We start from the raw sequence: 26,149 nt of genomic DNA, 5'->3' as shown, positions 1-26,149 counted from the left end.
TGCTAGCTCAGGTAGCCGTTCGGGTTCAGCACGTACTTCGTGGCGGCGCCGGCGTCGAACTCCGCGTAGCCCTTCGGCGCTTCCTCCAGCGTGATCGCCTTGGCGTTGACGTTCTTAGCGATGTGGACCCTGTCATGCAGGATCGCCATCATCAGCTGGCGGTTGTACTTCATCACCGGGCACTGGCCGGTGGTGAAGCTCAGCGATTTGGCCCAGCCGGTCCCGAGGCTGAGCGAGAGCGCCCCCTTTTTGGCCGCTTCGTCCACACCGCCTGGATCCCCCGTGACGTAGAGCCCCGGAATGCCCAGGGCGCCGCCGGCTGCAGTGATTTCCATCAGCGAGTTCAGCACCGTTGCCGGCGCTTCCTTGGCGTCGTGGCCGTGTCCCCTGGCTTCGAAGCCGACGGCGTCGACGCCGCAGTCGACCTCCGGGACGCCCAGCAGCTGTTCGATCTGCTCCGCCGGGCCGCCTTCGCTCAAATCCACGGTTTCGCAGCCAAAGCTGCGCGCCTGCGCCAGGCGGTCAGCGTTCATGTCACCGACAATAACGACGGCGGCGCCCAAGAGCTGGGCGCTGGTTGCCGCAGCCAGCCCAACAGGGCCCGCCCCGGCGACGTAGACCGTGGAACCGACTCCAACGCCGGCGGTAACAGCGCCGTGGAAGCCGGTCGGGAAGATGTCCGAGAGCATGGTCAGGTCCATCATCTTCTCGAGCGCCTGGTCCCGGTCCGGGAACTTCAGCAAGTTCCAGTCCGCGTACGGTACCAGGACGTAGTTGGCCTGGCCGCCGACCCAGCCGCCCATGTCGACGTAGCCGTAGGCGCTGCCCGGACGGTCCGGGTTGACGTTAAGGCAAATACCGGTCTTGCGTTCCTTGCAGTTGCGGCACCGTCCGCAGGCGATGTTGAAGGGAACCGAGCAGATGTCCCCCACCTTGATGAACTCGACGTCGGGCCCTACTTCGACCACTTCGCCGGTGATTTCGTGCCCCAGCACCAGGTCTGAGGGAGCGGTGGTGCGGCCGCGGACCATGTGCTGGTCCGAACCGCAAATGTTCGTGGCAACGGTTTTGAGGATTACGCCATGGCGCACGGAGCGGCCCACGTTGGCGGGGTTGACCCCCGGACCGTCTTTGAGTTCGAAGCTGGGGTAGTCGATGTCGATAAGCTCGACCTTTCCCGGCCCCTTGTAGGCAACGGCTTTGTTCCCTGTCATCACATTCCTCCTGGTTTCACGGACCCGCTCTGAGAGTCCGGTAGTGATTCACGAAGCGTACTGACATACCGTCCCCAGGCACGCGCAGCAGAGCGCCAGCGCGCACGAGCGCGTTGGCGCCGTGGGCATGCCCGGTGTATCTGGAAGGTCCGGCCAGTCTAAGTCGGTAAGCCTGCTTAGGGATAGGGGTCCTTGTCCCCTTGCAGTCCGGGACCCAGCTCTCAGCTAAGGGCCGAGCGAACGGCTTCCAGTACTTCGGGCGAATCCGGACCGACGGTAGGAGCAAACCGGGAAACCACTGCGCCCTCACGGTTCACAAGGAATTTCTCGAAGTTCCACTTCACCAGCCCCGGCAGGAAGCCGTTTTTGAATTTCGTCAGTTCCGCGTAGAGAGGGTGCTGGTTTTTGCCGCGGACGTCGGCTTTGGTGCTGAGTGGAAAGGTCACACCGAAGTTCCGTTCGCAGAATTCCGCGATCTCGGAGTCCGCGGCGGGTTCCTGGCCGGCAAACTGGTTGCAGGGCACCCCGAGTACCTGAAAGCCCTGATCCCGGAACTTATTGTGAAGCGCCTCAAGCCCGGCGTACTGCGGGGTGAAACCGCACTGCGACGCCACGTTGACCACCAGCACCACCTCCCCCTTGAACCGGCCAAAGTCGGTGCTGGTGCCGTCGATAAGGGTGAGCGGAATGCTGTGGAGATCGGTCATAGCGGGGTTCCTCGCGAAGTTGGTAGGGAGTTCGTGCCCGGAGCAGTGATCCGGATTGGTCACGACTGTCATTCGATACCAACGTACGCGGGTATGGGTCGGGGCCTGCTACGGCCCCGGAGGCAGCGACGGGACGGGTACCCGCGGCGCAGTCAGCGGCGTGGGCTCGGTCGTCGGGGTAGGGGTAGGGGTGGAGGCGGGGGTCACTGTGGGTGTGGGCGTCGGCGTCGCGGTGGCCGGCGTCGTTGGCGGCGCGGTGGGCGGTGTGGGCGCGGGCGGGGTCGTTGGCGGCGTTGTGGTGGGCGGTGTGGGCGCGGGCGGGGTCGTCACGGGCAGGGTCGTTGGCGGCGTCGTGGTGGACGTCGTCGGCGTCGCGATGAGGTTTGGCAGTTGCGGCAGCTCCGTTGCGGGTGCTGCTTGGGCGCCGGCGCCGGACTCGCCGCTCCGGTCGCGGGAACCCGGGATCGCCCAGCCAAGTGAAGTATTCGACGGCAGTCCGGCATTGGGCGCGTAGCTGGTCATCACCAGGGCGCCAAGCTGGTCCGTCTGCACCGTCGGTAGGAGGATCCATTCATGGGGGTTTTTGTGGGAGCCGTTGAGGATGGTCTCAAAATGCAGATGGCAGCCGGTGGAGGACCCGGTGGTTCCCACCCTCGCAATGACCTGGCCAACCCGAACCGAGTCGCCCTTTTTGACGGCGATCCCCTCAAGGTGGTTGTAGGTGGTCACGAGGCCGTTGCCGTGATCGATTTCCACACGGTTTCCGCCACCCCAGGGGTGCCAGCCGACTGCCCGCACCACTCCGGCGTCGGCGGAATAGACCCGGGTACCGCATGGCGCCGAGTAGTCCTGGCCCCAGTGGAATTCGCCGGGCGCTCCCGAGATGGGGCTGATTCGCTGCCCAAAGGGAGAGGACTCGTGGAGGGATTCGAGGGGAGCCATCAGGAAGCCTTCTGCGGGCCGTTTCAATCCGGCAGATGCAACGTTGAGCTGCACGGCTACGCCGTCCCTGGGCGTCGTCAGGACGCTTGACCGGTTGTAGGCCAGAAGCGCCAGTGCGTCGGCGGTGAATGATGTGGCGGCCAAGGCGCCAACAGCCGAAACGGCGGGGATGCCTCCACCGTCCGCCGCCAGGGTGCCCGGACCTACGACGCCGGAGGCCAGCACTCGGGCCGGCAATCCGGCAGTTCCGCTGCCCGCGAGCCCCTGGACTCCGAAACTCAGCACCGCAAGGGAGAGGCACAAACCCCCGGACAGAAGGCGCCCAGCAAAGATTCGGGTTCTAGTGGCCTGCCCACCCGATGAGTTTCCCCAGTGTTTTCCCACGATGTGGCTCCCGCATCCTGTTCGCCGATCGCAAATACCTCGGACCGACGTTCTTATGGGACCACATTCGTCGTGGCCTGTGAACCGCAAAAACCCGCGGCTTTCAAACTCGAGTGGGCAGCACAGTAGTTCCGCGCCCAGCGGCGAGTATCTGGCACCGCGGCTGTGGGTGAGAATGGGAGTATGCGCAATGTCCTCAGGGAATGGCAGGCCGAACTAAAGCAAACGTTTTCCGGGTCCCGGGACGAGGTCCCGGAATGGGTGCCCCGTCTTGCGGAAGGCAACGACCCCGGCTACCACCTGCCAGGCTCGGCAGTCTGGGCCGTGCATGGGGACATGACACCGATTGTGGCGGGCATTCGGGCGCTGCTTATGCAGGCGCTCCATCCCGGCGCGTTGGCTGGCGTCCACGACCACTCCCGTTTCCGCGAGGATCCACTGGGCCGGCTTGCGGGGACGATCCGCTGGATCTTTACGGTTACCTACGGGTCAACCACCGCGGCCCGCGCTGCCTCCGACTGGGTGCTGCGGCTCCACGGATCGGTGCGCGGGGAATACGTGGACGGTCACGGCGTCGCGCGCAGCTACGCGGCTGATGATCCGGAATTGCTTCGCTGGGTGCATATCGCCTTCACCGACGCTTTCCTCTCGACGCACAAGATCTGGGGCCGGCCGATTCCTGGCGGTCCCGACGCCTACGTGCGTGAATGGGCACAGGCCGGTGAACTGATGGGGGTGCAGTCGCCGCCGCTCAGCGAGGCGGCTATGCGCCAGCAATTGGACCACTGGTATGAAGCCGGCGAGCTCCGCTCCGACGGAAGGGTTGCCGAGACCGTGGCGTTCATCCGCAACCCGCCGCTCCACCCCGTGCTCAGACCGGGCTACCGGGTGCTGTTCGCAGCGGCCGTGGTCAGCCTCGAGCCCAAGTACCGGGACTTGCTGGGCCTGCGCACCGCCCGGCTGGGGCCCTTCCCGCTGCCGGTGCGGCTGGCGACGAAGGTTACGCTCAGCATCGTCCATCTCGCTTTGGGCCGGGTGGGCCCGAGTGAACAGGCTGCCCGGAATCGACTCCGCAGGCTGGGCTACCGGGCCTGAGGGCGCCGGGCCGTCATCTTCGCGGCAAGCAAAAAGGCCCCGGTCCAAGGGACCGGGGCCAAGCGCGGAGAATGGGGGATTTGAACCCCCGAGGGCGTTAACCCAACACGCGTTCCAGGCGTGCGCCATAGGCCGCTAGGCGAATTCTCCAGTAGCTTCTGAATCAAAAGCAGATACTAGAATACCTGAACTTCCCGGCATCGCCCAATTGGCCCCACCCCCGGCCCCACCGGACATGCCCCACGCTCGCCGCGACCAATGGACATATGCCTATTGTGCCCTGCCTCTGCACTGGAAAATGAGCAAGTCCGGCGGGATTTTCCCGGCTCGCAGCCCACGATTCGGGGCACACTCAAACGTCGGGTAAACTTGCTGACGGCCCCTCATGTGGCGTCATCCTGTTGAACTCCCCCAGGACCGGAAGGTAGCAAGGGTAAATGGGCTCTGGCGGGTGCATGAGGGGTCTTTTATGTCTGTGCCGATTGGTAGGGTTTAGCTGTGACTGTTACTACCGCCCTTTACCGTAGATACCGCCCTGATTCGTTCGCGGACGTTATCGGGCAGGAACACGTCACCGAGCCGCTGATGACCGCTCTGCGCAAGAATCGCGTGAACCACGCCTACCTCTTTTCGGGCCCCCGCGGCTGCGGAAAAACGACTTCCGCCCGCATCCTGGCCCGTTGCCTGAACTGCGCCGAGGGCCCCACGGATACCCCTTGCGGCAAGTGCCCGAGCTGCGTCGAACTGGCCCGGGGCGGCTCCGGGTCCCTCGACGTCATCGAGATCGACGCCGCCAGCCACGGCGGTGTCGACGACGCCCGCGACCTGCGCGAACGGGCAACCTACGCTCCCGTCCGCGACCGCTACAAGATCTTTATCATCGACGAAGCCCACATGGTCACCTCAGCCGGCTTCAACGCCCTGCTCAAGATCGTCGAAGAGCCGCCGGAACACATCAAATTCATTTTTGCCACCACGGAGCCGGACAAGGTCATCGGCACCATCCGTTCCCGTACACACCACTACCCGTTCCGCCTCGTGCCGCCCGAGCCGCTGATGGCGTACCTGGAGCTGCTCTGCAGGCAGGAAGATGTCCCCGTGGCGCCGGGCGTGCTTTCGCTCGTTATCCGCGCCGGCGGCGGTTCCGTGCGGGACTCGCTCTCCGTCCTGGACCAGCTTATGGCCGGCGCCGGACCGGACGGCCTGGACTACGAGCTCGCCGTTGCCCTGCTGGGCTACACCCATGCGACGCTGCTCGACGACGTTGTGGAGGCCGTCGCGGCCTCCGACGCCGCCACCGTGTTCCGCGCAGTGGACCGGGTCATCCAAACCGGACATGACCCGCGCCGGTTCGTGGAGGACCTGCTCGAACGCTTCCGCGACCTCATCATCGTCCAAGCCTTGCCGGAGAGCGCCCAGTCAATTCTCCGCGGCGTTCCCGCCGACCAAATCGCGCGTCTGCAGAACCAGGCACACAACCTGGGCGCGGCAGAGCTGTCCCGGGCAGCGGACGTCTCCAACACCGCTCTGACCGAGATGACCGGTGCGACGTCGCCGCGGCTGCACCTGGAATTACTCTGCGCCCGGATCCTGCTGCCGTCTTCGGAGCAGACAGAGCGCGGCATTGCCGCCCGAATCGACCGGGTGGAACGCCGCCTGAATTATGCCGGAAACGACGTCGGGGCCCCCCTTGCCGCCCCAGCGGTCACGGCCGCCCAGGCCCCGGACGCTACCGCAGCGGCGGCTGCCCCCGCGGCGGCGGCTCCGGCGCCTGCCGTTCCGGTGCCTGCAGCCGCCACTCCGCCGGCCGCCGCCGTTCAAGCGGCCCGGCTGCCCGACGCTGAACCGGCCAGGGAAACTCTCACTCCGCCGCGTGTCAGCACCCGGGACTGGCCCGTCACTGAGCCGGCGGCGGTCAACCCGGCGGCCTCCGGACCGGCGCCGGCGCGCGAGGCAGCTCCGCCGGTGCCGGCGGTCGCTGCCCCGTCCGCTGTGGCCCAAATCCGGCCCGCCCCTTCCGCCGCGTCAACAGCTCCCGCTGCTGCTAATGGCACCGGATCCGGGGCCGATGTCGAAGTCCTCCGCCGCGCATGGCCCGAGATCCTGCAGACCCTCAGCAAGATCAAGCGGAGCACCTGGGCCCTCGTCGAACCAAATGCCCAAGTGGGGCACTTCGAAGACCATGTACTGACGCTCGCCTTTAATACCGCGGGCCTGGCGGGCGCGTTCGGGCGGGCAGATCACTCGGAGAATCTGCGGCAGGCGATCCACAAGACGATTGGCATCGAATGCCAGATCACTGCCGTGGCCAGTGGAAGCAACAGCGCAGCGAGCTCTGAGCCAAACCCAAAAGCACCCGCTAGCCGGGACGTCCCGGCCACGCCCACCGACGCTGGCTGGAGCCTGCCCACGGCCGCGGCGGAGCAAAGTGCTGCGCACCAGGACGCCCCGGCCACCGCGCTGCCACCAGGGCCTGCGCCGGCCGAAGATGCTCCAGCGGCGGCCCCGGCACCCGCTGCCTCTGCCTCTGCCTCTGCGCCTACGCCTACGCCGTCGCACGCTCCGACAGAAACCACGCCGGAGGAACCCCGGACCGCCGTTCCGGCAGCTTCGGCAGCGAACGAACACCCGGGACCGGTCCAGGACCCGGCCGGCTCCTACGCCTATCCCGACGACGATTGGGGACCGCCGCGGGACGAAGACGCTCCGCCGCTGGACGAGGAACCGCCGATGGACTGGGACCCTTCGGCCCCAGCTGCCAGCGCCGCCCCGCAACCGGCAGCCTCAGCTGTACGCAACAGGCCCGCCGCACCCGCCCGCGCCGGGGCTGCCGCCAAAACAACCCCGACCGCCGTTCCGCCGGTCGAAGCGCCAGCCCCTGCCGACGACCCCTGGGGCCGTGCCCTCGAGGAAGCCCCCGGCGTCTGGACCGTCGGCACCGACTCCAACGTCGGAGGCTACCGGCGCGAGGAAACCGTCGCTGCCACCCCAACGCCCGAGCCCGATCCACCGCAGTATGAACCAGCAGCGGCACAGGTCCCGCAGTACGCCGCGGCAGTGTCGGCTTCCGCGTCCTACCAGCCCGTTGCCTCTTCGAACGGGTGGGGAGATTCCGCGGAGCTGGTGCCGGCCGTCGCTGCCTCCGAGCCAGCGTCAACCAGCGGCGAGCCCGTTGCCCTGCACGCCACGCCGGTGATGGCGCCCGCGGACCTGGCAACCCCACCATCCGCTGGCAGGCAAAGCCTGTACCAGCGCCTCTCCAACAGCCCTGAGGCCGAAGCGGGCCGCGCCAAGGCCCCGGCCCGCGCCGCAGCCGCGGTCAACACCTATGTCCAGGACGTACCCAGCGCCGACGACGAGACTATCGAAGAATCAGGCGTCTTCGGACGGGCCGCCGTGGAACGCATCCTGGGCGGAAAACTCGTGGAAGAACGGTCCTTGGACGGCAGCGCACTGCCGCCGCGGTTCTAGCCGCCCCGCCGCAGGCCACCGACCCCCCCACACACAAAGACGAACGAGGACAAAGTGTACGAAGGTGCAGTTCAAGAGCTGATCGACGAGCTCGGACGGCTTCCCGGCGTCGGGCCCAAGTCCGCCCAGCGGCTGGCTTTCCACATCCTTGAAGCCGACCCGCAGGACATGAAGCGGCTGGCCGATGCCATCATCACTGTCAAAGAGCGGGTGAAATTCTGCACCGTCTGCGGGAACGTCACGGAGCAGGAACTCTGCAACATCTGCCGGGACCCGCGCCGGGACCCCTCGATCATCTGCGTCGTTGAAGAATCCAAAGACGTCCTTGCCGTCGAACGCACCCGATCTTTCCGCGGCCGTTACCACGTGCTTGGAGGGGCCATCAACCCCATCGCCGGTGTTGGCCCCGAGCAGCTCCGGATCCGTGAGCTGCTCACCCGGCTCAACGACGGGGCCATCCAGGAAGTCATCATTGCCACCGACCCCAATCTGGAGGGCGAGGCAACGGCTACCTACCTGGCCCGTATGCTCAAGTCGATCGGGATCGCCGTCACCAGGCTGGCGTCGGGACTGCCCGTGGGCGGCGACCTCGAATACGCCGATGAGGTCACGCTGGGCCGTGCGTTCGAGGGCCGCCGCAACGCTCTGAGCTAGTCCACCCGGGATGATGAACGCCGCCTCGGCCCCACCTTGGCACACTAGCGCCTAACCGGCCCGGGGGCGTTTACCTCGGAGCAACCTCACGCCGTCGGACTGCCGCAGCCCCTCCGTTCAGGAAAATCCCGGCCAGCACACCCTGGCCGGCCAACCCGCTGAGAGCCAACGGGATCTGCAGTCCGGATTCTTCCAACGGCTCCGCTTCAAGACACGGGACATGCCGGCCTTCGGCGGCGGCCTGGAGTTCAACCGGCAGCCAGCGGAGGGAGTCCGGCGGAGACGATGGGTCCCCAAGCAGCAGGGTAAATATAATCACCGGGTTCGAAACCGCCAGCCAGAAGATCCGCTCGGTGTGGAAGACCTCGGCAATCCCGGCAAACTCGGGCGAACATTCAAAATGCACCACCCGGCCCAAGTCATCGCGCTCGACATTGATGGCCACCAGCACCGGCTCGTCAGCGCGAACCGCCGGCAGTAGAGCGACCACTGCCACCACGTTTCCCAGCACCAGAAAGGCCGCAACAACGCAGGCGGCGGTTCGCGCGGCACCGGGACGGAGCCAGGCAGCGGCGCCGGCACCAATCCCACCGAACGCCGCAGAAGCCACCACCATAACGATTGCCGCAACAACCGCTGCTTCAACCGGCCCGCCGGATCCAAAGGCCGGCACCAGCAGGAAAACGAAGGCAGCCAAAGCAAACGCGACACCCCGCGACGCAGCCTCGAACCAGCGTGGCAGCGGGCCAGCGCCGCCGCCCCGTTCGGACACCGGCTCCGAAGGCGAGGGGCAATGGACCCGGCTGCGCCAACCGAGACCCCACAGCACCCCCGCTAACGCCGCGACCATTGTCAACGCCGCCGCGGTCAGAATGTACGCCAAACGGTACGAATCGCCGTGGAGTTCTTCGCCGGCACCCAGGACCGCGACCAGCAACATGGCCAAACCCCACGAAGCCAGCGATACCGCTGCCGACGCGAGCCAGAACCTCAGCGTGCGCACGGCCAGCAGGCGTTCGTGAACGGCTGCCCGGACTACGCGGGTCATGCGGCCGGCGGCCTGGAATGGCCCGCCGTCCCGGTCGTCGCCGCTCTGCCCGTCGCCGACCCCGGGCGCGGCATCCGGAGTGGCCCCGGCGCCGATCAGCTCATAGCCAAACTCTTCCCCATCCTGGTCCACCGTTTGAGCCTCCGACCTAGTGGACATGTCCAGCACCCGCGTCCCTGAACGGACATACCCGCCATATGCCCAATCCTGATCCGCGAGGGAGAGCATGTCCAGAGGAAATGAGGGGGCCCGTCTGCCATTCGGTCACAATGAAGCAACCGACGGGACACGGCGATAAACTGGGCTGAGAAGTTACGCCGTCGCGCCGTTTGGTTGCCTGGCCCAGAACCCCGATGATCCAGTGAGGGTGCGCGCATGAGTTTGCCCACTACCGAAGTCCACTCCGGACCGCAGCCGCTAACGCTGCCCGTCACGGCCGCCCCCACCAGGCACCTGGTGGTCAAGAAATTCGGCGGTTCCTCAGTAGCGGATGCTGCGGGGATAAAGCGGGTGGCCAGGCGGATCGTCGACGCCCAGAACGCCGGTGACGAAGTCGTTGTGGTTGTCTCGGCCATGGGCGACACCACCGATGAACTACTGGACTTGGCCGCACAGGTCACCGATGCGGCGCCGGCCCGGGAAATGGACATGCTGCTCTCAGCCGGTGAACGCATCTCGATGGCCCTGCTCGCCATGGCCATCAACAAGTTCGGCGCTTCGGCACAGTCCTTCACCGGCTCCCAGGCCGGCATGATCACCGACGGCATCCACGGCAAAGCCCGGATCATCGACGTCGACCCGCACCGCATCCGCACCGCCCTGGACAAGGGACACATTGCGATCGTCGCAGGCTTCCAGGGCATGAGCCGCACCACCAACGAGGTCACAACGCTGGGCCGCGGCGGTTCGGACACCACAGCGGTGGCGCTGGCCGCCGCCCTCGATGCCGACGTGTGCGAGATCTTCACCGACGTCGACGGGATCTACACCGCAGATCCCAGAGTTGTACCGTCCGCGCGCAAGATCGACCGGATCTCCAGCGAGGAGATGCTCGAACTGGCGGCGTCCGGCGCCAAGATCCTGCACTTGCGCTGCGTCGAGTATGCGCGCCGTTTCGGTATGCCGCTGCATGTAAGATCCTCCTTTAGCCAGAACGAAGGCACCTGGGTCCTACCCGGCGCCGACGACAAGATCCCAACCCAAGAAGGAGTTGCCTTGGAGCAGCCAATCATCTCCGGTGTTGCCCACGACCGTTCCGAAGCCAAGGTCACGGTCGTCGGGGTTCCTGATATTCCCGGCAAGGCCGCGGCGATCTTCCAGGTCATCGCCGATGCGCACTCGAACATTGACATGATTGTCCAGAACGTATCCACGCACGGCACCGGCCGGACCGATATTTCCTTCACCCTGCCGATCGTCGAGGGCGCCGACGCCCTGGCCGCCCTGCACGCCGCGCAGGACCGGATCGGCTTCGAAAGCATCGAATACAACGAAAAGATCGGAAAGCTGTCGCTGATCGGCGCCGGCATGCGGTCCCATCCCGGTGTCTCTGCGCGGTTCTTCGCGGCGCTTTCGGAGGCCAGCATCAACATCAACATGATCTCCACCTCGGAGATCAGGATTTCCGTCGTCACGCACGCTGATCTACTCGACGACGCCGTTCGCGCCATTCACAAGGCTTTTGACCTGGACAGCGAGGACGAGGCAACGGTCTACGGCGGTACCGGCCGCTGACCGGAACGGCGGGACTCGGCGGGGATTCACGCCGGACGCGGCTAGCCAGCCGTCATTAAGACAAGACACCATTATTGAAGGCAGGGACCGGCGCCGGCCGCTCCCTGCCCGTTACGCCCGGGACCTTTGCGCCCCTCCGGCGAATGCTCAGGCTTCCTGGTTCCGGAGATCTTCCTTTCGGACAGCGTAGTGATGTCCCTGCGCATCGGTCTCCACTTCGAAACCGGCGAGGTCCACTTCGGAAGCCCGCTCAAAGTCGTCGTGCTTGTGCACGACCGGCGAGGAGGTATCCCCCCTCGAAGCAGTACCGAAAAAGAAACCTATCCAGGACGACGGGTGCAGGTGCTTTCCGAGGGCAGCTTTCCGCAGTGCGAGTGCCACAATTCCCACCCCCTCTCCAGCGTCCGGGCCATGCTGAACGGCCACGGCTGCGTGCGGGGCCAGTGCCCTCATTTTACGCCCGACGGCGGCAAAAGGCGCCGGGCGGCCCGAGACCAGGGCCGGACGCGGTCCCGGAGCCCCGGCCTTGCTGCGGCTCAGCGCAGTGACTTGTCATCGGGGTTGCGCGGCACAACATAGGTGCTTCCGTCCGGCCTCCGGAGGGTCTCCCACTGCTGGGTTTCGGCTTCGCGCGCGGCCAGCAGCTGCCGGTTCTGTTCCGTCATCTCATGGCCGAGGGCGCTGCGGTTGGCGGGGCCGAAGATCATCCGGAGCTTGCCGGTGGCACGCATAAAACGCTGCGAGCCGTTTTCGGCTTTTTCGTTGGCCATCACAATCCACTCCTAGAACGGGACGATGACTCCAGTGTACGCTAATGATTAGTACACGAACTATCTAGGAGGCCAGATGACGGAATCGACCGGGGAAGCCCGGGACGACCTCCTGCTCGAGCACCAGCTCTGCTTCGCTCTTACGGTGGCCTCCCGGAGCGTCGTCGGCGCCTACAAGCCGGTGTTGGACCAGCTCGGCCTGACCCACCCGCAATACCTTGTGATGCTTTGCCTCTGGGAATCCAGCCCCCGCTCCGTACGAGACATCAGCGCTGCCATCGCCCAGGAACCGGCAACGATTTCGCCCCTGCTCCGCCGCCTGGAGTCGGCCGGATTCATCACCCGCCAGCGCGTGCCCGGCAACGAACGGACCCTTGCCGTGGGCCTGACGCCGCGGGGTGCGGCGTTGCGGCAGCAAGCGACAGCCGTGCCCGGCACCATGATGGATCGGCTGGGCATGACCCGTGAACAGGTCAGCCATCTGCACAGCGCCATGATGGGCCTGATTGCTGCCACAAAGACCCCCGTCGAGCTGCCGCCGCGGCGGTAGACTGGGCAAAACACAGGAGGACTGCTGATGCGCAAGCAACTGAGCCAGGCGGCGTTCGTTCTGATGGCAGTGGCCGGACTCGCCGCCTGCTCGCCAGGAACAACACCGACGCCGTCGACCACCGCCACCGCCCCGACGGACGGGACCAGCACTGCCCCGACAGGCACACCCTCGCCCGATGCCGAAACAAAAACGCCGGCACCTGCGCCGTCCGCCGCCTCCGCGACCCCGGGGCCGGGACTGGGCAACGCCGAACTCGCCATCAGCGTCAAACCGTCCGCGTCCGGCACACCCGCAAACTTCACACTGGTCTGCGTGGACGGAGTTCCCTCCGCCGAGAGCCAGCACCCCAACGCTGCCGCAGCCTGCACCGCCCTGAAGAACGACGCAGCGCTCCTGAGCCCGCAGCCCCGGCCAAAAGACCAGGCCTGCACCCAGCAGTACGGCGGCCCGCAGGAGGCCACGGTCACGGGCGTCGTGGACGGACGTCCGGTCGAAACAACGTTCAGTCTGCGCGACGGCTGCGAGATCTCCGCCTGGAACGCCGCCAAGGACGTCCTGGGCTCCACCGGCGGAGCTGTCTAAACTGCAGGGACTTTCCACAGATCACTGGCTTCCCCGCCAAGCTGCCCACCACGCGCGTGTCCGCCGCTACGCGGACCCTTACCTCGCCCGGCGTTCGGCGGGCAAGAAGCACCCGGTAGAGGACTTTCTCTTCACCTACTACACCCAGAAACCCGGGCAGTTGCTGCGCTGGCACCCCGGCGCCGGCGTCGTACTGTCAGGGCCCGCCGCGGCCGAGCGGACCGGCTGGAAGTACTACCGCGCGGCCGACGACGGCGAACTCGCCGCCGCGGGGCTGCCGCCGGGCACCACGGCTGCCACTGTCGACGTCGAAGCCTTCGTCCGGGACCGTCGGGAGGCCCTGGTATTCGCCGGGATTATCCTGGCCGGGACTGCGGCGCGCCCGGCCCAATTCGGCTGCTTTGGGCTGCACGAATGGGCCATGGTCTACCGGCAGGATAAGTTCGAGCTTCGGCACGAATACCTCCAGCTGCGGCTAGGCTCCGAACGGACCGACGAAGTGGTGGAGCAAAACCGGATCCGCTGCTCCCACTTCGACGCCTTCCGTTTTTACACACCGGACGCGGTTCCGCTCAACAGCCTGGCGCCAAGCCGGGAAAACCAGCGGTCGATGGAACAGCCCGGTTGCCTGCACGCCAACATGGACCTCTATAAGTGGGCCTACAAGCTTGCCCCGCTGCTGCCGAGTGAGCTGGTGATGGACTGTTTCGAGCTCTCCTGGCGGATCCGGGCCATGGACATGCAGGCATCCCCCTATGACCTGGACGAGTGGGGCTATCCCGCCATCCTGATCGAAACACCCGAGGGCAAAGCCGCCTATATCGAATACCAGCGGGCTTTTTCGACCGAAGCGCAAGACCTGCGGGAGCGGTTGCTGCGGGAGCTTGCTCCCCTGCTGCGGTCGATACGGTCCGGCCCTGACATCGAACGTACAAAAGGACAGTAATGACCCACAATCACCACGAGATCGATCTCACCGTTCGACTGACCGAGGCACCGGGCGCCCCGGAACACGTTTTTCAGCTGTCGGCAAGCGACGGCGTCCTCGCGGCGGGATGTACCCTGCCGGATGCCACCGCCGCCCTCGCTGCCGTCACACAGCATGGGGAGGACATGTTCTTCCCCCGGCCCGGTCCGCCGAAATTGTGCACCCAGCAGTACGGCGGTCCGCAGCTGGCCGTGGTCACCGGGTGGTTCCTGGGCCGGGAAGTCACCAGCCAGTTCAGCCGCACGGACGGTTGCGAGATCGCCCGCTGGCGGGCCATGGCGCCGCTGCTGGGCGGAGTGGCGGGTTCCACCGGCGCGATCTAGGCTGGCCGCCTGCGTCCGGCAGGACGCAGGAACGGCAACGGCCGGCAGTGCAGGAACGGCAACGGCCGGCGGTGCAAACCGCCGGCCGTTGCCGTTTTGTCAGGACTGGAACTGCGCCTAGACGGCGTTGTTGGGAGCGCTAAGTTCCTCGTTCTGGAACTTAGCCTGCTCCTTCTTCACCTTTTTGCCCTTGTCCTTTTTGTCCTTGCCGTCGTGGCTTCCGTCGCCGCTGTCACCGGGACCGTCATTGCTGTCCTGGTCCTCAGAGGTCGGCGGCACCACCACGGCGCCTGCCGGAGTCACGAGCACACTGACAAACGTCGGCTCGCTGGTGCCGGCGAACGTCACCCGGCCGATGTAGGAACCGACTGCCAGGTTCTTCCATTTCAGCGTCACGACTCCGGACTTGCCGTTGGCAAGACGCAACGGGTTGGGCGTCAACGTCGCGTTGCCGACATTGGAGCCGAGCACAGCTGCATCGACGCTCGCCTTCGTGGCCTGGCCGTTGGGGCTGGCGTAGAGGTTCACGAAAATCCGGTAGGTTCCCGGGGTCGGGTTGGGGATTGAGAGCGACTCGCTCGCAGACGAGGTTGCGACCTGGATCAGCTGGTTGGCGGGATTCACCACATACATATCGAAGTCGGCATTCGGGTCCGCGGAGTAGACCGAGAGCTTGGCCAGCGGGCTGCCGGCCGGCACCTGGACGGCTTTGGCGAAGTTCGAGGCGTTCGTAACCCCAAGGGCCACCGGACCGGGGACCAGTTCAACGGCAGAGGAGTCCGCCTTGGATAGACCGTCCAGGGTCATGTTGATGGCATTGTTGGTGCCCGAGACAACCTTGAGGTCACCGGAGCCGGTGCCGCCCTCGGAGGTGAAGGCAACATCCTTGGAGGTGACGACCGACTGCGGACGGACCGCGATCGGGGAAGCCACGTTCTTGTTGGCGCCCTGCCAGGTCAGCGAGCCCATGGCGAACTTGCCCAGTGCTGCGCTCTGATTCTCGAAGGAGACCTTGAAGTTCTTCTTCTCCCCTGCCGTTCCGAACGTCAGGATGGACGGGGTTACCGTGACCTTGACACCGGGGACGTCGGCCTTGACCCGGTAGGTGCCGGGGGTCAGCGCGGTCAGGGTCCGGGTTACTTCGATCTTGCCGGTCAGGTTGCCCAGCGAGAACGACGGGACGTTCATGTCGCGGGCCTTTGTGCTGCCCAGCCCCGGGATGCCGAGGTCCACTCCGGTGCCCTGGATGAACTTCAGGTAGTCGTCTTCGTTGGCGTCGTACACCAGTCCAGGGTCCAGCATGCGGGCCGGATCAACCTGGCCTGCGCCGGTGGCGAGGACATCGGTGTTCTTGCTGCCGTCGGCATTCTTGATGTCACCGGCGGTGGTCATCATCGCGGACTTGACCGTGGCCGGGGACCACTTCGGGTTCTTGCCGAGGACCAGTGCGCCGAAGCCGGCGACGTGCGGAGCCGCCATGGAGGTACCGGACAAAAAGCCAAAGTTGTCCCCGCCGGTGCCTATCGGCGAAACGCCCGCCAGGACTGCAACGCCGGGGGCAGTCACATCAGGCTTCAGCAGGTCGGATTCGGTTGCCAGCAGCGGGCCGCGGGACGAGAAACCGGCGATCTGCGGCTGGGCCTCAGGCGCCAGGCCGGTGGTGTCCTTGTTGACCAGGGAAACCGTTATGGCCGGGTTGGCCGTGACCTTGGCCTTGATGGTCTCGGTGGCCGGCGGGTTGACGTGGACGGTCGGGACGGCGTGCTTGTCCGTGTCCAGCGAGGAGTTGCTCAGGTTGACGAGGATCATGCCGACACCGCCGCCGCGCTGGACTTCCTTGCTCTTGGCGACGCGATCGAAGACGCCGCGGTCACAGACCACTACCTTGCCGGCGACTTTCGCCGGGTCCAGTGTGTCCGGGCCGCAAAGTGCTGCGTTGGGGATTCCGGCCGTGGCGGCCGCGTTGGCAGCCAGCACGACGCCGGCACCCTGGACTTCGCGGTTCATGATGCTGGCGCCGCGGAACTTGCTTCCGTCGGAGAACTCGACGGTGCCCTGCAGTTCCTGCGAGAAGCTGCTGGCAGCGACAGTCGTGACCCACGGTTCACCGTGGTTCACTGTGCTCGCCGTCGGGCCGGAGTTACCGGCCGATGCTGCCACGAAGATTCCGGCGGAGGCGGCCGACAGGAACGCCATGGAGACCGGATCGGTGGTGGTGGAGGTGGCGCCGGAAATCGAATAGTTCAGGACATCCACACCGTCGTAGATGGCCTGGTCGACTGCGGCGATCGATGAGGAGCTGTAGCAGCCGCCGCTGTTCGGGTCGGTATCCTCCCAGCAGACCTTGTAAACAGAGAGCTTGGCCGCGGGGGCGATGCCGCTGGTCAGACCGAAGCTGCGACCGTCAACGAAAGTCTCGACGTTCGCGTTCCCGGCAGCGGTACTGGCCGTATGCGTGCCGTGGCTGGCGACATCGACCGGGGAGATCTTCTCCAGCGGGGAGCGTTCTTCCGCCGGAACGTACGTCAGGAAGTCATCGGCGAAGTAATGCGCCGCGAGGACTTTGGAGTTGCAGGCGGAGCCGTCAAAGTCTGCGCCGGTACCCTCGCCTTTCTGGCACTCGCCGGTGAAGGTATCGCCGTCGGACTTGAGCATTGCAATCTTGCCGTCGTCGGTGCGGTACGGCACGCCAACGACGGGATCGCCAACGAGCGGCATAACCTGGTCGCCGGCGAAAAAGGCGCTGGAGGGGGTGTAGCCGGTGTCGATGACACCCACGACAACACCCTTGCCGGCGGCCGCCTGGCCGCCGAACTTCGTGCTCCAGGTGCCGTTGGGGCCGCTGAGCTTCAGGAAGTCAGTGCTCGAGTAGTCCGGGGCGTTTTCGGTATCCGGAGCAACCACCAGCACGCCGGGGTCCTTGGCCAGCTTGATGGCCTGGTCCCCCGTGAGGTTTGCGCTGAAACCGTTGACGGCCGCGGTGAACTGCCGCTTGATCCGGACGTTCTGCTGCCCGGCGACCTCGGCCTGCTTCGCTTCGAGGTGGGCCTCGTAACGCTGGACGTCGGTCTTCCCGGTGTCGAGCTTCTTGCCGGAGTCCGGCTTGGTTGCCGCCAGCCCGGGCGTCCCGCCATCGTAGGTGGCCGCCGGTTTCTCATTGAGGACGACAATGTAGCGTCCGTCCTGGTAGCTGTTCGGATCCAGATTCTTCTGCGCAACTCCGGCGACGGGCGAGCCCATCGCGGGAGCCGCCGTGGCGGGCGCGATTGCGGCTGTTGACAAGAGAACCGGCAAGCCCAGGGTCAGTGCCGCGGCCCTCCGGAGTCCCCCGCTTCGAAGGAAGCTCTTTCCTGGTGATTTCACGTGTAGTTGAACCTTTCATAAGGAACGATACCGGCGGCGTTGCCGGGTCAGGGGACTGCGGCGGCACTACCGGGTCAGGGGACTGGCAGGACTGAAAGAGCTAGGAACCTCACGGCCCTGAAGGATACCAGCCGATTCATACAGTACAGACTGAGAGCCGGTTATGACATAGAACACAAACAGGAAATCGAAATTTGTCACACAATTCGACAAGATCCTTGGGCCGGGCCGCCCGGGTGGGCCCCGGAGGCCGAATTGCGGCCCCCGGAAGAAAGGAGCCGGGCGTCTCGCCGGCACGCTACTCCCGCGGCGTCCTCACCAGTTCGCTGATCCCGGCGCGGGTCTTCTCGTCAAGCGGGCCGGCCACATTGCTTTCCCTGGCCTTCCGGTCCCCCATGACCTTCTGCAGGACCATCCTCCCGAGGCCCGCAAAAACGGCAGCAGCAACAACGGGCAACAGCACGGACTTCGTTTTCTCAGCCATAGGCACATGCTACTGACGGGGCACCGGGGTGACCAGAGCACTGCGGCGTCCCGGGCCGGAGCCGAAGGGCGCACCAGCGCCTGCGCCCGCCGCGCTGCCGGTGTTCACACTGCCCGCGCGAATGCGGCCGGACGCACCGCGGCCGGTAGAATAGGGATGCAAGCTCGCGGAGCGCCCTTTTACGCTGTCCTCACCACACAGCAGACCGGCGTGAGACGGCACCACTCCGCTGCGCCCTTACCCAACGCTCACGCACAGGAGTTGCCGGATGCCCCGGATCGTTGTCGACGTTATGCCCAAGCCCGAGATTCTCGACCCCCAGGGGAAGGCCATCGTGGGTGCACTCCCCCGTCTGGGCTTCACCGCGTTTAGCGCTGTCCGCCAGGGCAAGCGCTTTGAACTCACGGTCGATGGCGAGGTGACCGAAGAGATCCTGGCCCAGGCCCGGAACGCCGCGGAGACCCTGCTGTCCAACCCGGTGATCGAAGACGTCGTCAACGTCGAGGTCGTCGAGGCCTGAGATGACTGAACTTCCCCTGATTGGCGAAGCCATTGCCGTCGCCGCAGAGCCCCGGCTCGCCGGCGCGAAGATCGGCGTCGTGACCTTCCCCGGCACCCTGGACGACCGCGATGCCATCCGGGCGGTCCGGCTCGCAGGCGCCACCGCCGTCCCGCTCTGGCACGCCGACACCACCCTGGGGGACGTCGACGCCGTCGTCATTCCCGGTGGTTTCTCCTACGGCGACTACCTCCGCGCCGGCGCCATCTCCCGGTTCGCGCCGCTGATGACCAAAATCATCGACGCCGCGACCTCGGACGGCAGGCTGCCCGTGCTGGGCATCTGCAACGGCTTCCAGATCCTGACCGAATCGCACCTTTTGCCCGGCTCGATGATCAAAAACGACCACTTGAAATTCATGTGCCGCGACCAGGTCCTGCGGGTGGAAAACAACACAACCGCCTGGACCGGCGACTACGCCGCCGGCCAGGAAATTACCGTGCCGCTGAAGAACCAGGACGGCCAGTACATCGCGGACGCCAAGACCCTTGACGCGCTGGAAGCCGAGGGCCGTGTGGTGTTCCGCTACGTCGGCTTCAACCCGAACGGCTCCCGCCGCGACATCGCCGGCATCGCCAACGCCGCGGGAAACATTGTGGGCCTTATGCCGCACCCGGAACACGCCGTGGAAGCAGGATTCGGCCCCGAGAACGGCTCCGGCACCGAGGGCCTTGGCTTCTTCACCTCTGTCCTGAACAAGATCGTGGGAGACAACAAATGACGGACACGTCGCGCCCCAACGCCACCGAGACCAAGAAGTTCAACATCGACACGGTCGAGAACGCGGCCAAGACACCGGACGTCGAGCTGCCGTGGGCCGAGCTGGGCCTGAAGCAGAACGAGTTCGAGGAAGTCGTTAAGGTCCTGGGCCGCCGCCCGACAGGCGCCGAGCTCGCCATGTATTCCGTGATGTGGAGCGAGCACTGCTCCTACAAGTCCTCCAAGAACCACCTGCGCCAGTTCGGCGAAAAGGTGACCGAGGAGATGAAAAAGGACATGCTTGTGGGCATCGGCGAAAATGCCGGCGTCACGAATCTCGGTGACGGCTGGGCGGTGACGTTCAAGATCGAGTCGCACAACTCGCCGTCGTTCGTCGAGCCCTACCAGGGTGCCGCGACCGGCATCGGCGGGATCGTCCGCGACATCATCTCGATGGGTGCCCGGCCCGTGGCCGTAATGGATCCGCTGCGGTTCGGCGCCATCGACCACCCCGATACCGCCCGCGTGATGCACGGCGCCGTCGCCGGCATCGGCGGCTACGGCAACTCCCTGGGACTGCCGAACATCGGCGGCGAAATGGTCTTCGACTCCGTGTACCAGGGCAACCCGCTGGTCAACGCCCTCGCCGTCGGCGTGATGCGGCACGAGGACATCCGCCTCGCCAACGCCTCCGGCAAGGGCAACAAGGTGGTGCTCTTCGGAGCCCGCACCGGCGGTGACGGCATCGGCGGCGCCTCCGTGCTGGCCTCGGAGTCCTTCGACGACACCAAACCCTCCAAGCGTCCGGCCGTCCAGGTCGGGGACCCCTTCGCCGAGAAGGTCCTGATCGAATGCTGCCTCGAACTGTTCAAGGGCTCCCTGGTTGAGGGCATCCAGGACCTCGGCGCCGCCGGCATCTCCTGCGCTACCTCCGAGCTCGCCTCCAACGGCGACGGCGGCATGGAAGTCGAGCTCACCTCCGTCCTGCTGCGCGACCCCACCCTGACGCCGGGCGAGATCCTGATGTCCGAGTCGCAGGAACGCATGATGGCCGTCGTCACCCCGGAAAACGTCGCAGCATTTGAAGCCGTGATGGACAAGTGGGCTGTCGAGTATTCCTGGCTGGGCGAGGTGACCGATACCGGACGCCTCATCATCACGTGGGAAGGTGACGTGATTGTTGACGTCGACCCGCGCACAGTGGCCCACGACGGGCCGGTCTACGACCGGCCGTTTGCCCGCCCCGCCTGGCAGGACGCCGTGCAGGCCGACTCCTTCACCGGGTCCGTGCAGGACGCCGGCCGCCCGTCCGCCCCCGCGGACCTGGCCACCGCCATCACCGAGCTCGTTTCCTCGCCGAACATGTGCAGCAAGTCCTGGATTACCAGCCAGTACGACCGCTATGTCGGCGGCAATACCTCGATGTCGTTCCCGGACGACGCCGGCGTGGTCCGGGTGGACGAGGAAACCGGGTTGGGCGTGGCTCTGGCCACCGACGCCAACGGCCGCTACACCTACCTTGATCCCTACCACGGCGCACAGTTGGCGCTGGCCGAGGCGTACCGCAACGTCGCCACCTCCGGCGCCGTGCCGATGGCCGTCAGCGACTGCCTGAACTTCGGCTCGCCCGAGGATCCCGACGTTATGTGGCAGCTTGCCGAAGCCATCCGCGGCCTGTCCGACGCGTGTATGGTCCTGGGCATCCCGGTCACCGGCGGCAACGTTTCGCTCTACAACCAGACCGGCACAGTGCCCATCCACCCCTCCCCCGTGGTGGCCGTGCTGGGCAAGTTCGACGACGTCGACCGGCGCACGCCGTCGGGCTGGCAAGAAGACGGCCAGGCCATCTATTTCCTCGGCACAACCGCTGCGGAGCTGGACGGTTCGGAGTGGTCCAACATGCGCGGACACCTGGGTGGTTTGCCTCCCAAGGTTGACTTGGCCGCCGAGCGTGCGCTGGGCGAGATCCTGATTAACGCTTCCCGCGACGGCATGGTGGATTCCGCGCACGACCTCTCCGAGGGCGGCCTTGCCGCGGCCCTCGTGGAGTCCTCGCTGCGCTACGGCGTGGGTGCCCGGATTGCGCTGCAGGATATCCTGGACCGCGATGGCGTGGACCTGTTCACCGCGCTGTTCTCCGAGACCCAGGGCCGCGCCATCGTGGCGGTGCCCCGCTCCGAGGAAATCAGGTTCAAGGACATGTGCACCGCCCGCGGCTTCGCGCACCTCCGGATCGGCGTCGTGGACGCCGAGGGCGGCACGCTTGAGATCAACGGCGTCGACACCCTGGACCTCGCCTCGCTCCGCGAAGCCCACGAGGCTACCTTGCCGAAGTACTTCGGCTAGTCCGCACCGCAACCCTGACCCCACGGCGCGGGCCTAACCGACCGCGCCGTGGGGCCACTTGCCGCTTGGAGAACCCCCTCGGGATGGGCGCCAAGTCACCCCGCGTGGCTTGGACAGCACTGACCGCGGCGGTCCACGGCGGAGGCTCGTCCTGCCCGGGACCGCGGGCCCTGGCGGCACCCGCACCGCCGCTGCTGCATCGATCAGTTGAGGTCAGTCATCGCTGCGCAACTCCCGTTGGCGGACGCTGAGCAGCTCCATGTCGGGCCGGGCGGCGACAAAGCGTTCGACGGCGGCAAGAACTTCCATAAGATGAGCCCGGTCCGCTGCGACGAGACCGGCGCCGATTATGGTCCGCCGGTACTGGTCCTGGAGGCCAGCCTCGGTCACGGAGACCTCAAAACGCCGCTTCAGCTCGGCCAGCACGGGCCGCACCACGGACCGCTTTTCCTTCAGGCTGTGGACGTCGCCAAGGAGCAGGTCACATTCAATCCAGCCGATCCACATTGCACTGTCCCTCCTGAGGTTCTAGACGATGGCGAGCTCCACCATCGCCCGAGCGCAGCGGCGTCCCTCATGCGGCGTCCGGTCGAGGCCCTGCTGGGTCGAGGGTCAGTTGATTCAGCACTGTTGCTGCTCTCAGTCCACCCCTGCGGCAAGTTCCCGTGCACTCCGGATGTAGCGGGACGTGATGTGGCCCCGCACCCGCTTCGCCAGCACGTCGCCCGCCGCGTAGAACCAGTTGGACGGCACCCCAAACGCCGTGATCCGGATAGCTACCCGGCCCCCTGCATCGATGGAAATCTCGAACGCCTCCTCGCCCCGGACGGGATGCCCGGGGAGGGTCCCGTAGCCGAACCCGGCGGACTGCGGGCCCTTACCGGGTACCGGGCGGCGGACCCAGACCACCTCGCACGGTGCGTCGATCCGGAACGGCCCGACGCCGAACCCGCTGACCACGCGGGTGCCGGGGGCCACCACATCCGATTCCGCGCGGACACGCAGTCCTGCCCGTTTCTGCAGTTGCCAGTTCAGCGTCCCTTGGACCACGCGCCGGTAGCTGGCCAGGCCCTCGCCCACGTAGGCGTGCGTGACCAGGCATTCGTAGCCCGCAGGCGCCGGCCCATGCTCCGTGGAGCCGATGCCCGGATAGTTCAGCTCTCCGGCCGCGATCCGCGCGCTCATGCCCGGCCTCCTGCCAGCCGCGCCCAGCCCAGCTGTTCCTGCTGGCGGCGGTTCAGCGAAGCCACCACGAGGTCGTAGGAATCTTCAACCATGTCGCGCACCATCGCATCGGGAAGGGAACCATCCAGGCGCACACCATTCCAGTGCTTCTTGTTCAGGTGCCAGGCTCCGGTGATCTCGGGGTGCGCCGCACGCAGCTGCTCTGCCAGGGCCGGCTCGCATTTCAGGCTGACGGAGAAGTCAGTCGCCTGCAGGGCAGAGAGGGCGAATATTTTTGCTTCGTGGCGGACGCCGCCGGACACTGCGGCCCGCACCTTAAAGACAGCGGTCTCCGGGCCGAACGGAAAGTCTTCGAAAGCACCGGTCAAGCCAAGGCAGATTCCACGAAGTCCCGCTGCGTCCATGAACTCAGCCTACTTGCCTCCGCCGACTTTCTTGGGTCCCCGCCGGGAGTACCTCAAACGACGCCGAGAAAGTCCTCCAGCAGCACCACTTCAAGGCCGGCGGCCAGCTGGGCGGCCCGGAAAGCAGCCAGATCGGCGGCGAACTCGGGGCGGAAATGCATCAGCACAATATCCCCCGGACGCAGGGTATTGCCGTACTGGTAGTCCATCCGGCCGGCGTTGGCTTTAGCCTCCCAGGTGACGATCGCCTTAATCCCTGCCGCCGCGGCTGCCTGCCGCATGCTGATCGAGTAGGCGCCACCGGGCGGGCGGAACAGCGCGGGACGCCGTCCGAACACCCGCTGGGCATAATCCTGCATACCGGTGATTTCTGCGAGCTGCTGTTGGTACCCCATCTGAGTGACCATGTTGATGTTGTGGCTCAGTGTGTGGTTCTCCACCAGGCTCCCCTGGGCGGCGAAGGGTTCGAAGAAACCGGGGTTGTCCTGAACGAAGTTCCGGGTCAGGAACATCGACGCCGGATAATCGTACGCGGCCATCAGCCGGATCATTTCGGGAGATTTCGCCACCCCGTCGTCAATGGTGAGGAAAACCACCGGCTGCTTCGTCTCGATCTTGGTCAGCACCGGCGCCAGCCCGTTCTGAACCGGAGGCAGCGTGAAATCCCGGATAACCGGTGCGCGCGGACGTCGGGTGGGTCCGTCGTCGGGCAAGAGCGGGAGGCGCAGACGCCCGGGCCGGGCGGACACGGCAGGGGCGGACACGGCAGGGGCTGCGGGGCCGGGTGCTTGCGGCGGCGCAGTGGACGGGCCAGCCGGATCCGCGCAGGCCACCAAGGCCGTCGCCAGCGAGGCGCCCAGGAACCCAAGCGCCGTCCGGCGCCCAAGGGGCCGCCGGGGCTCTGTTACGTGGTGCTCACACAAGTCTGGTCCCAGCGCTAGGCGAAGTAGGTCCGGCGCAGAATAGCAGGTCGAAGTGACCGGCAGCCTGCGGCCGTTACTCAGTGACCGAACCGCGGCGCTTCCTGCGCCGGGCAGGCGTTCATCACCACGTCCAGCCCTGCGGCTTTGGCACGGGCGGCGGCGGCCTCGTCGATCACGCCCAGCTGCAGCCAGACGGCCCTCGCGCCGGCGGCGATCGCTTCGTCCACTACGGCTCCGACCCGCTGCGAATTCACGAAGCAGTCCACAACGTCAAGGGCATGGCCGGACGCCGGGATGTCGGCCAGCCTGGCGTAGCCGGGCTCGCCGTGGACGGCATCCCCGGGCAGGTTTACCGGGACGATCTCCATCCCGAGACTGTCACGGATAAACAGGGACGTCTGGTATGCCGCCCGCCATTGATTCGTCGACAGTCCGACGATGGCCCAGCGCCCCTTCTCGCGCAGGAGCCGTTCGATGACTGCGGGGTCGTTCACATGGGTCATCTACCCAGCCTAGGCCCGCGCGCGGCCATCCCGCGCGGGGTCACGGCACCCCGGCACGGCGTTTCGAATAATCTACGGAAACACCTGCCCGCGCCGTCAGGTTTCCGAATATTACGTTGTCGATTTGGGCAAAACCGGCAATTCCGTTTTAGTAGAAGGTGACCATCCCGAGCGGCCGAGAGACCTGGATCGATGAAGCCGCAGCAACCCTGGTCGCCGGAGTTCTTCCCTTGGCTCCGGCGATAACGAGGTAAGAGCCGCGGGAACGGCCGGACTGACCATCCGGCCGAGCGGCTCTTTCCGTAGGGTGCTACTGCCAGGACCGATGGAGTGCCCCATGACTACTGCCCTGTCCGCCCCCGCGCCGGCGTCGTCCTACGACGCCGCCCGAGCCGCCCCCCGCACCCCGGCGCTGCCGGTTGCCTTCCGATCGCTGCGCCGCACCTTCGGGGCCGGGGCCGCGGCGCACACCGTCCTGCGCGACGTCGACTTCGAAATCCGGGCCGGCGAAGTCCTCGCGATCCTTGGCACCTCCGGATGCGGAAAGTCCACGCTGCTCCGGGCCGCCGCAGGGCTCGACTCCCCCACCGCCGGCAGTGTTGAGATCGACGGCACACCGGTCCAGGGCATCGACTCCCGCTGCGCTTTCGCCTTTCAGGAACCGCGCCTCCTGCCGTGGCACACCCTGCAAGCCAACATCGCGATCGGCCTGCCCGCAGGCATCAGCGCCAGGGACGGAAAGGCTAAGGTGGCCCGGCTGCTTGACCTCGTGGGCCTCACGGAGTTCGCCAAGCACCGGCCCCGCGAAATATCCGGCGGCATGGCCCAGCGCGCCTCCCTGGCCCGCGCCCTTGCCCGCAACCCCGGTGTCCTGCTGCTGGATGAACCGTTCGGCGCACTCGACGCGCTCACCCGGATCAAGATGCAGGACCTGCTGCTGGAGATCCACCGAGTCGAGCCCACCACTGTGCTGCTTGTGACCCATGACGTCGACGAGGCCCTCCAGCTTGCCGACCGCATCATCGTCCTGGGCAAAGAAAGCGGGCCCGGTACCGGATCCGCCGCGGCCGGGACCAGCGCGACGATCGTTCGCACCGCTGTGGTGCCCGGCGCGCGGCCCCGCGGCCGCGGTTCCGTGGAACTGGCCAGCCTGCGGACCTCGCTCTTTCAGTCCCTCGGCGTCGGCGGCCATTAGCAGCCCGCCGGCGCCTCGAACGC

25 protein-coding genes, 1 tRNA gene and 1 other RNA gene are annotated in these 26,149 nt (G+C 66.3%); 13 read left to right on the top strand and 14 right to left on the bottom strand.

Annotated elements, in window-relative coordinates; genetic code table 11:
- Positions 1-2 precede the first annotated feature (2 nt).
- From fdhA to QMG72_RS09820, 3 genes are all read right to left on the bottom strand, one after another.
- Entirely contained in the window at positions 3-1,214 is a 1,212-nt protein-coding gene (gene fdhA / locus QMG72_RS09830) for a formaldehyde dehydrogenase, glutathione-independent (RefSeq protein WP_226775009.1), read from the bottom strand.
- Positions 1,215-1,435: 221 nt separating this feature from the next.
- Positions 1,436-1,921, bottom strand: a complete 486-nt coding sequence (locus tag QMG72_RS09825) for a glutathione peroxidase (RefSeq protein ID WP_226775008.1) — start codon at positions 1,919-1,921, stop codon at positions 1,436-1,438.
- A 108-nt stretch (positions 1,922-2,029) separates the two neighbouring features.
- Positions 2,030-3,148 carry a M23 family metallopeptidase gene (locus QMG72_RS09820; RefSeq protein ID WP_283480363.1) on the bottom strand — a complete coding sequence of 373 codons (1,119 nt, stop codon included), beginning with the start codon at positions 3,146-3,148 and terminating at the stop codon, positions 2,030-2,032.
- Between the two features lie 282 nt (positions 3,149-3,430).
- Between QMG72_RS09820 and QMG72_RS09815 the strand changes: the two genes are divergently transcribed.
- Positions 3,431-4,342, top strand: coding sequence for an oxygenase MpaB family protein (locus QMG72_RS09815; RefSeq protein WP_283480362.1), 912 nt, complete (start codon positions 3,431-3,433; stop codon positions 4,340-4,342).
- A gap of 65 nt (positions 4,343-4,407) precedes the next feature.
- Here the strand turns inward: QMG72_RS09815 and QMG72_RS09810 are convergent.
- Positions 4,408-4,492, bottom strand: a tRNA-Ser gene (locus QMG72_RS09810).
- A 224-nt stretch (positions 4,493-4,716) separates the two neighbouring features.
- Between QMG72_RS09810 and ffs the strand changes: the two genes are divergently transcribed.
- The 3 genes from ffs (at position 4,717) to recR (ending at position 8,467) form a co-directional block, all read left to right on the top strand.
- Positions 4,717-4,813: signal recognition particle sRNA small type (gene ffs, locus QMG72_RS09805), an RNA gene on the top strand.
- A gap of 27 nt (positions 4,814-4,840) precedes the next feature.
- Positions 4,841-7,813 carry a DNA polymerase III subunit gamma and tau gene (locus QMG72_RS09800; protein WP_283480361.1) on the top strand — a complete coding sequence of 991 codons (2,973 nt, stop codon included), beginning with the start codon at positions 4,841-4,843 and terminating at the stop codon, positions 7,811-7,813.
- A gap of 54 nt (positions 7,814-7,867) precedes the next feature.
- The gene (gene recR, locus QMG72_RS09795; protein WP_226773925.1) at positions 7,868-8,467 is read left to right on the top strand and encodes a recombination mediator RecR; all 600 of its coding nucleotides are present in this window, start codon (positions 7,868-7,870) and stop codon (positions 8,465-8,467) included.
- Between the two features lie 70 nt (positions 8,468-8,537).
- Here recR and QMG72_RS09790 read toward each other — a convergent pair whose 3' ends face one another.
- The gene (locus QMG72_RS09790; protein ID WP_226773924.1) at positions 8,538-9,647 is read right to left on the bottom strand and encodes a hypothetical protein; all 1,110 of its coding nucleotides are present in this window, start codon (positions 9,645-9,647) and stop codon (positions 8,538-8,540) included.
- Positions 9,648-9,890: 243 nt separating this feature from the next.
- Here QMG72_RS09790 and QMG72_RS09785 point away from each other — a divergent pair, with 243 nt between their 5' ends.
- Positions 9,891-11,249, top strand: coding sequence for an aspartate kinase (locus tag QMG72_RS09785; protein WP_253031338.1), 1,359 nt, complete (start codon positions 9,891-9,893; stop codon positions 11,247-11,249).
- 147 nt (positions 11,250-11,396) lie between these two features.
- Here QMG72_RS09785 and QMG72_RS09780 read toward each other — a convergent pair whose 3' ends face one another.
- Positions 11,397-11,591, bottom strand: coding sequence for a hypothetical protein (locus QMG72_RS09780; protein WP_226773930.1), 195 nt, complete (start codon positions 11,589-11,591; stop codon positions 11,397-11,399).
- A 194-nt stretch (positions 11,592-11,785) separates the two neighbouring features.
- Positions 11,786-12,019: a hypothetical protein gene (locus QMG72_RS09775; RefSeq protein ID WP_226773929.1), complete on the bottom strand. Its 234-nt coding sequence runs from the start codon at positions 12,017-12,019 to the stop codon at positions 11,786-11,788.
- Between the two features lie 76 nt (positions 12,020-12,095).
- On the opposite strand from QMG72_RS09775, the gene QMG72_RS09770 reads away from it, so the two are divergent.
- The 4 genes from QMG72_RS09770 to QMG72_RS09755 are packed head-to-tail and all read left to right on the top strand — an operon-like array spanning position 12,096 to position 14,465.
- Complete coding sequence (locus QMG72_RS09770) at positions 12,096-12,569, top strand: MarR family winged helix-turn-helix transcriptional regulator (protein ID WP_226773922.1); 474 nt, start codon at positions 12,096-12,098, stop codon at positions 12,567-12,569.
- Between the two features lie 27 nt (positions 12,570-12,596).
- Positions 12,597-13,154 carry an SSI family serine proteinase inhibitor gene (locus QMG72_RS09765; RefSeq protein WP_226773921.1) on the top strand — a complete coding sequence of 186 codons (558 nt, stop codon included), beginning with the start codon at positions 12,597-12,599 and terminating at the stop codon, positions 13,152-13,154.
- Positions 13,147-14,100, top strand: coding sequence for a 3-methyladenine DNA glycosylase (locus QMG72_RS09760; protein WP_282359596.1), 954 nt, complete (start codon positions 13,147-13,149; stop codon positions 14,098-14,100). Before QMG72_RS09765 ends, QMG72_RS09760 begins: the two co-directional genes overlap by 8 nt.
- Entirely contained in the window at positions 14,100-14,465 is a 366-nt protein-coding gene (locus QMG72_RS09755) for a serine protease inhibitor (protein ID WP_226773920.1), read from the top strand. Before QMG72_RS09760 ends, QMG72_RS09755 begins: the two co-directional genes overlap by 1 nt.
- Before the next feature lie 117 nt (positions 14,466-14,582).
- Here the strand turns inward: QMG72_RS09755 and QMG72_RS09750 are convergent, their stop codons facing one another.
- Together QMG72_RS09750 and QMG72_RS09745 are read right to left on the bottom strand one after the other, a co-directional pair.
- A complete protein-coding gene (locus QMG72_RS09750) occupies positions 14,583-17,828 on the bottom strand; it encodes a S8 family serine peptidase (protein WP_502934655.1) in 3,246 nt (1,081 codons plus the stop codon).
- Positions 17,829-18,126: 298 nt separating this feature from the next.
- A complete protein-coding gene (locus QMG72_RS09745; RefSeq protein WP_226773919.1) occupies positions 18,127-18,312 on the bottom strand; it encodes a hypothetical protein in 186 nt (61 codons plus the stop codon).
- Positions 18,313-18,580: 268 nt separating this feature from the next.
- Here QMG72_RS09745 and purS point away from each other — a divergent pair, with 268 nt between their 5' ends.
- From purS to purL, 3 genes are read left to right on the top strand one after another with little or no spacing between them, the layout of a single operon-like run.
- A complete protein-coding gene (gene purS / locus QMG72_RS09740) occupies positions 18,581-18,832 on the top strand; it encodes a phosphoribosylformylglycinamidine synthase subunit PurS (RefSeq protein ID WP_056427643.1) in 252 nt (83 codons plus the stop codon).
- Between the two features lies 1 nt (position 18,833).
- Positions 18,834-19,592, top strand: coding sequence for a phosphoribosylformylglycinamidine synthase subunit PurQ (purQ, locus tag QMG72_RS09735; protein ID WP_226773918.1), 759 nt, complete (start codon positions 18,834-18,836; stop codon positions 19,590-19,592).
- Positions 19,589-21,916 (top strand): phosphoribosylformylglycinamidine synthase subunit PurL, encoded by a 2,328-nt coding sequence (purL, locus tag QMG72_RS09730; RefSeq protein WP_226773917.1) that lies wholly within the window; start codon positions 19,589-19,591, stop codon positions 21,914-21,916. Before purQ ends, purL begins: the two co-directional genes overlap by 4 nt.
- Before the next feature lie 213 nt (positions 21,917-22,129).
- Here the strand turns inward: purL and QMG72_RS09725 are convergent, their stop codons facing one another.
- The 5 genes from QMG72_RS09725 to QMG72_RS09705 all read right to left on the bottom strand — a co-directional run bounded on the left by QMG72_RS09725 (position 22,130) and on the right by QMG72_RS09705 (position 24,931).
- Positions 22,130-22,423 (bottom strand): DUF503 domain-containing protein, encoded by a 294-nt coding sequence (locus QMG72_RS09725; protein WP_226773926.1) that lies wholly within the window; start codon positions 22,421-22,423, stop codon positions 22,130-22,132.
- A 132-nt stretch (positions 22,424-22,555) separates the two neighbouring features.
- Entirely contained in the window at positions 22,556-23,101 is a 546-nt protein-coding gene (locus QMG72_RS09720) for a DUF1990 domain-containing protein (RefSeq protein WP_226773916.1), read from the bottom strand.
- A complete protein-coding gene (locus QMG72_RS09715; RefSeq protein ID WP_226773915.1) occupies positions 23,098-23,505 on the bottom strand; it encodes an MmcQ/YjbR family DNA-binding protein in 408 nt (135 codons plus the stop codon). Before QMG72_RS09715 ends, QMG72_RS09720 begins: the two co-directional genes overlap by 4 nt.
- 53 nt (positions 23,506-23,558) lie before the next feature.
- The gene (locus QMG72_RS09710) at positions 23,559-24,269 is read right to left on the bottom strand and encodes a polysaccharide deacetylase family protein (RefSeq protein WP_226773914.1); all 711 of its coding nucleotides are present in this window, start codon (positions 24,267-24,269) and stop codon (positions 23,559-23,561) included.
- Between the two features lie 236 nt (positions 24,270-24,505).
- Entirely contained in the window at positions 24,506-24,931 is a 426-nt protein-coding gene (locus tag QMG72_RS09705; protein ID WP_283480357.1) for a CoA-binding protein, read from the bottom strand.
- Positions 24,932-25,268: 337 nt separating this feature from the next.
- Between QMG72_RS09705 and QMG72_RS09700 the strand changes: the two genes are divergently transcribed.
- Positions 25,269-26,126 (top strand): ABC transporter ATP-binding protein, encoded by an 858-nt coding sequence (locus tag QMG72_RS09700; protein WP_283480356.1) that lies wholly within the window; start codon positions 25,269-25,271, stop codon positions 26,124-26,126.
- Positions 26,127-26,149 lie beyond the last annotated feature (23 nt).

The sequence above is a fragment of the Pseudarthrobacter sp. PH31-O2 genome (assembly GCF_030063265.1).
Taxonomy (GTDB): domain Bacteria; phylum Actinomycetota; class Actinomycetes; order Actinomycetales; family Micrococcaceae; genus Arthrobacter.
Note: the sequence above shows the minus strand (reverse complement) of the source record. Positions and strands in the feature narration are given on the sequence as shown.

Coding starts and splice junctions, on each gene's coding strand:
- fdhA (WP_226775009.1), bottom strand. CDS start 1,214: ATGACAGGGAACAAAGCCGTTGCCTACAAGGGGCCGGGAAAGGTCGAG.
- QMG72_RS09825 (WP_226775008.1), bottom strand. CDS start 1,921: ATGACCGATCTCCACAGCATTCCGCTCACCCTTATCGACGGCACCAGC.
- QMG72_RS09815 (WP_283480362.1), top strand. CDS start 3,431: ATGCGCAATGTCCTCAGGGAATGGCAGGCCGAACTAAAGCAAACGTTT.
- QMG72_RS09785 (WP_253031338.1), top strand. CDS start 9,891: ATGAGTTTGCCCACTACCGAAGTCCACTCCGGACCGCAGCCGCTAACG.
- QMG72_RS09775 (WP_226773929.1), bottom strand. CDS start 12,019: ATGGCCAACGAAAAAGCCGAAAACGGCTCGCAGCGTTTTATGCGTGCC.
- QMG72_RS09770 (WP_226773922.1), top strand. CDS start 12,096: ATGACGGAATCGACCGGGGAAGCCCGGGACGACCTCCTGCTCGAGCAC.
- QMG72_RS09765 (WP_226773921.1), top strand. CDS start 12,597: ATGCGCAAGCAACTGAGCCAGGCGGCGTTCGTTCTGATGGCAGTGGCC.
- QMG72_RS09755 (WP_226773920.1), top strand. CDS start 14,100: ATGACCCACAATCACCACGAGATCGATCTCACCGTTCGACTGACCGAG.
- QMG72_RS09745 (WP_226773919.1), bottom strand. CDS start 18,312: ATGGCTGAGAAAACGAAGTCCGTGCTGTTGCCCGTTGTTGCTGCTGCC.
- purS (WP_056427643.1), top strand. CDS start 18,581: ATGCCCCGGATCGTTGTCGACGTTATGCCCAAGCCCGAGATTCTCGAC.
- purQ (WP_226773918.1), top strand. CDS start 18,834: ATGACTGAACTTCCCCTGATTGGCGAAGCCATTGCCGTCGCCGCAGAG.
- purL (WP_226773917.1), top strand. CDS start 19,589: ATGACGGACACGTCGCGCCCCAACGCCACCGAGACCAAGAAGTTCAAC.
- QMG72_RS09725 (WP_226773926.1), bottom strand. CDS start 22,423: ATGTGGATCGGCTGGATTGAATGTGACCTGCTCCTTGGCGACGTCCAC.
- QMG72_RS09720 (WP_226773916.1), bottom strand. CDS start 23,101: ATGAGCGCGCGGATCGCGGCCGGAGAGCTGAACTATCCGGGCATCGGC.
- QMG72_RS09715 (WP_226773915.1), bottom strand. CDS start 23,505: ATGGACGCAGCGGGACTTCGTGGAATCTGCCTTGGCTTGACCGGTGCT.
- QMG72_RS09705 (WP_283480357.1), bottom strand. CDS start 24,931: ATGACCCATGTGAACGACCCCGCAGTCATCGAACGGCTCCTGCGCGAG.
- QMG72_RS09700 (WP_283480356.1), top strand. CDS start 25,269: ATGACTACTGCCCTGTCCGCCCCCGCGCCGGCGTCGTCCTACGACGCC.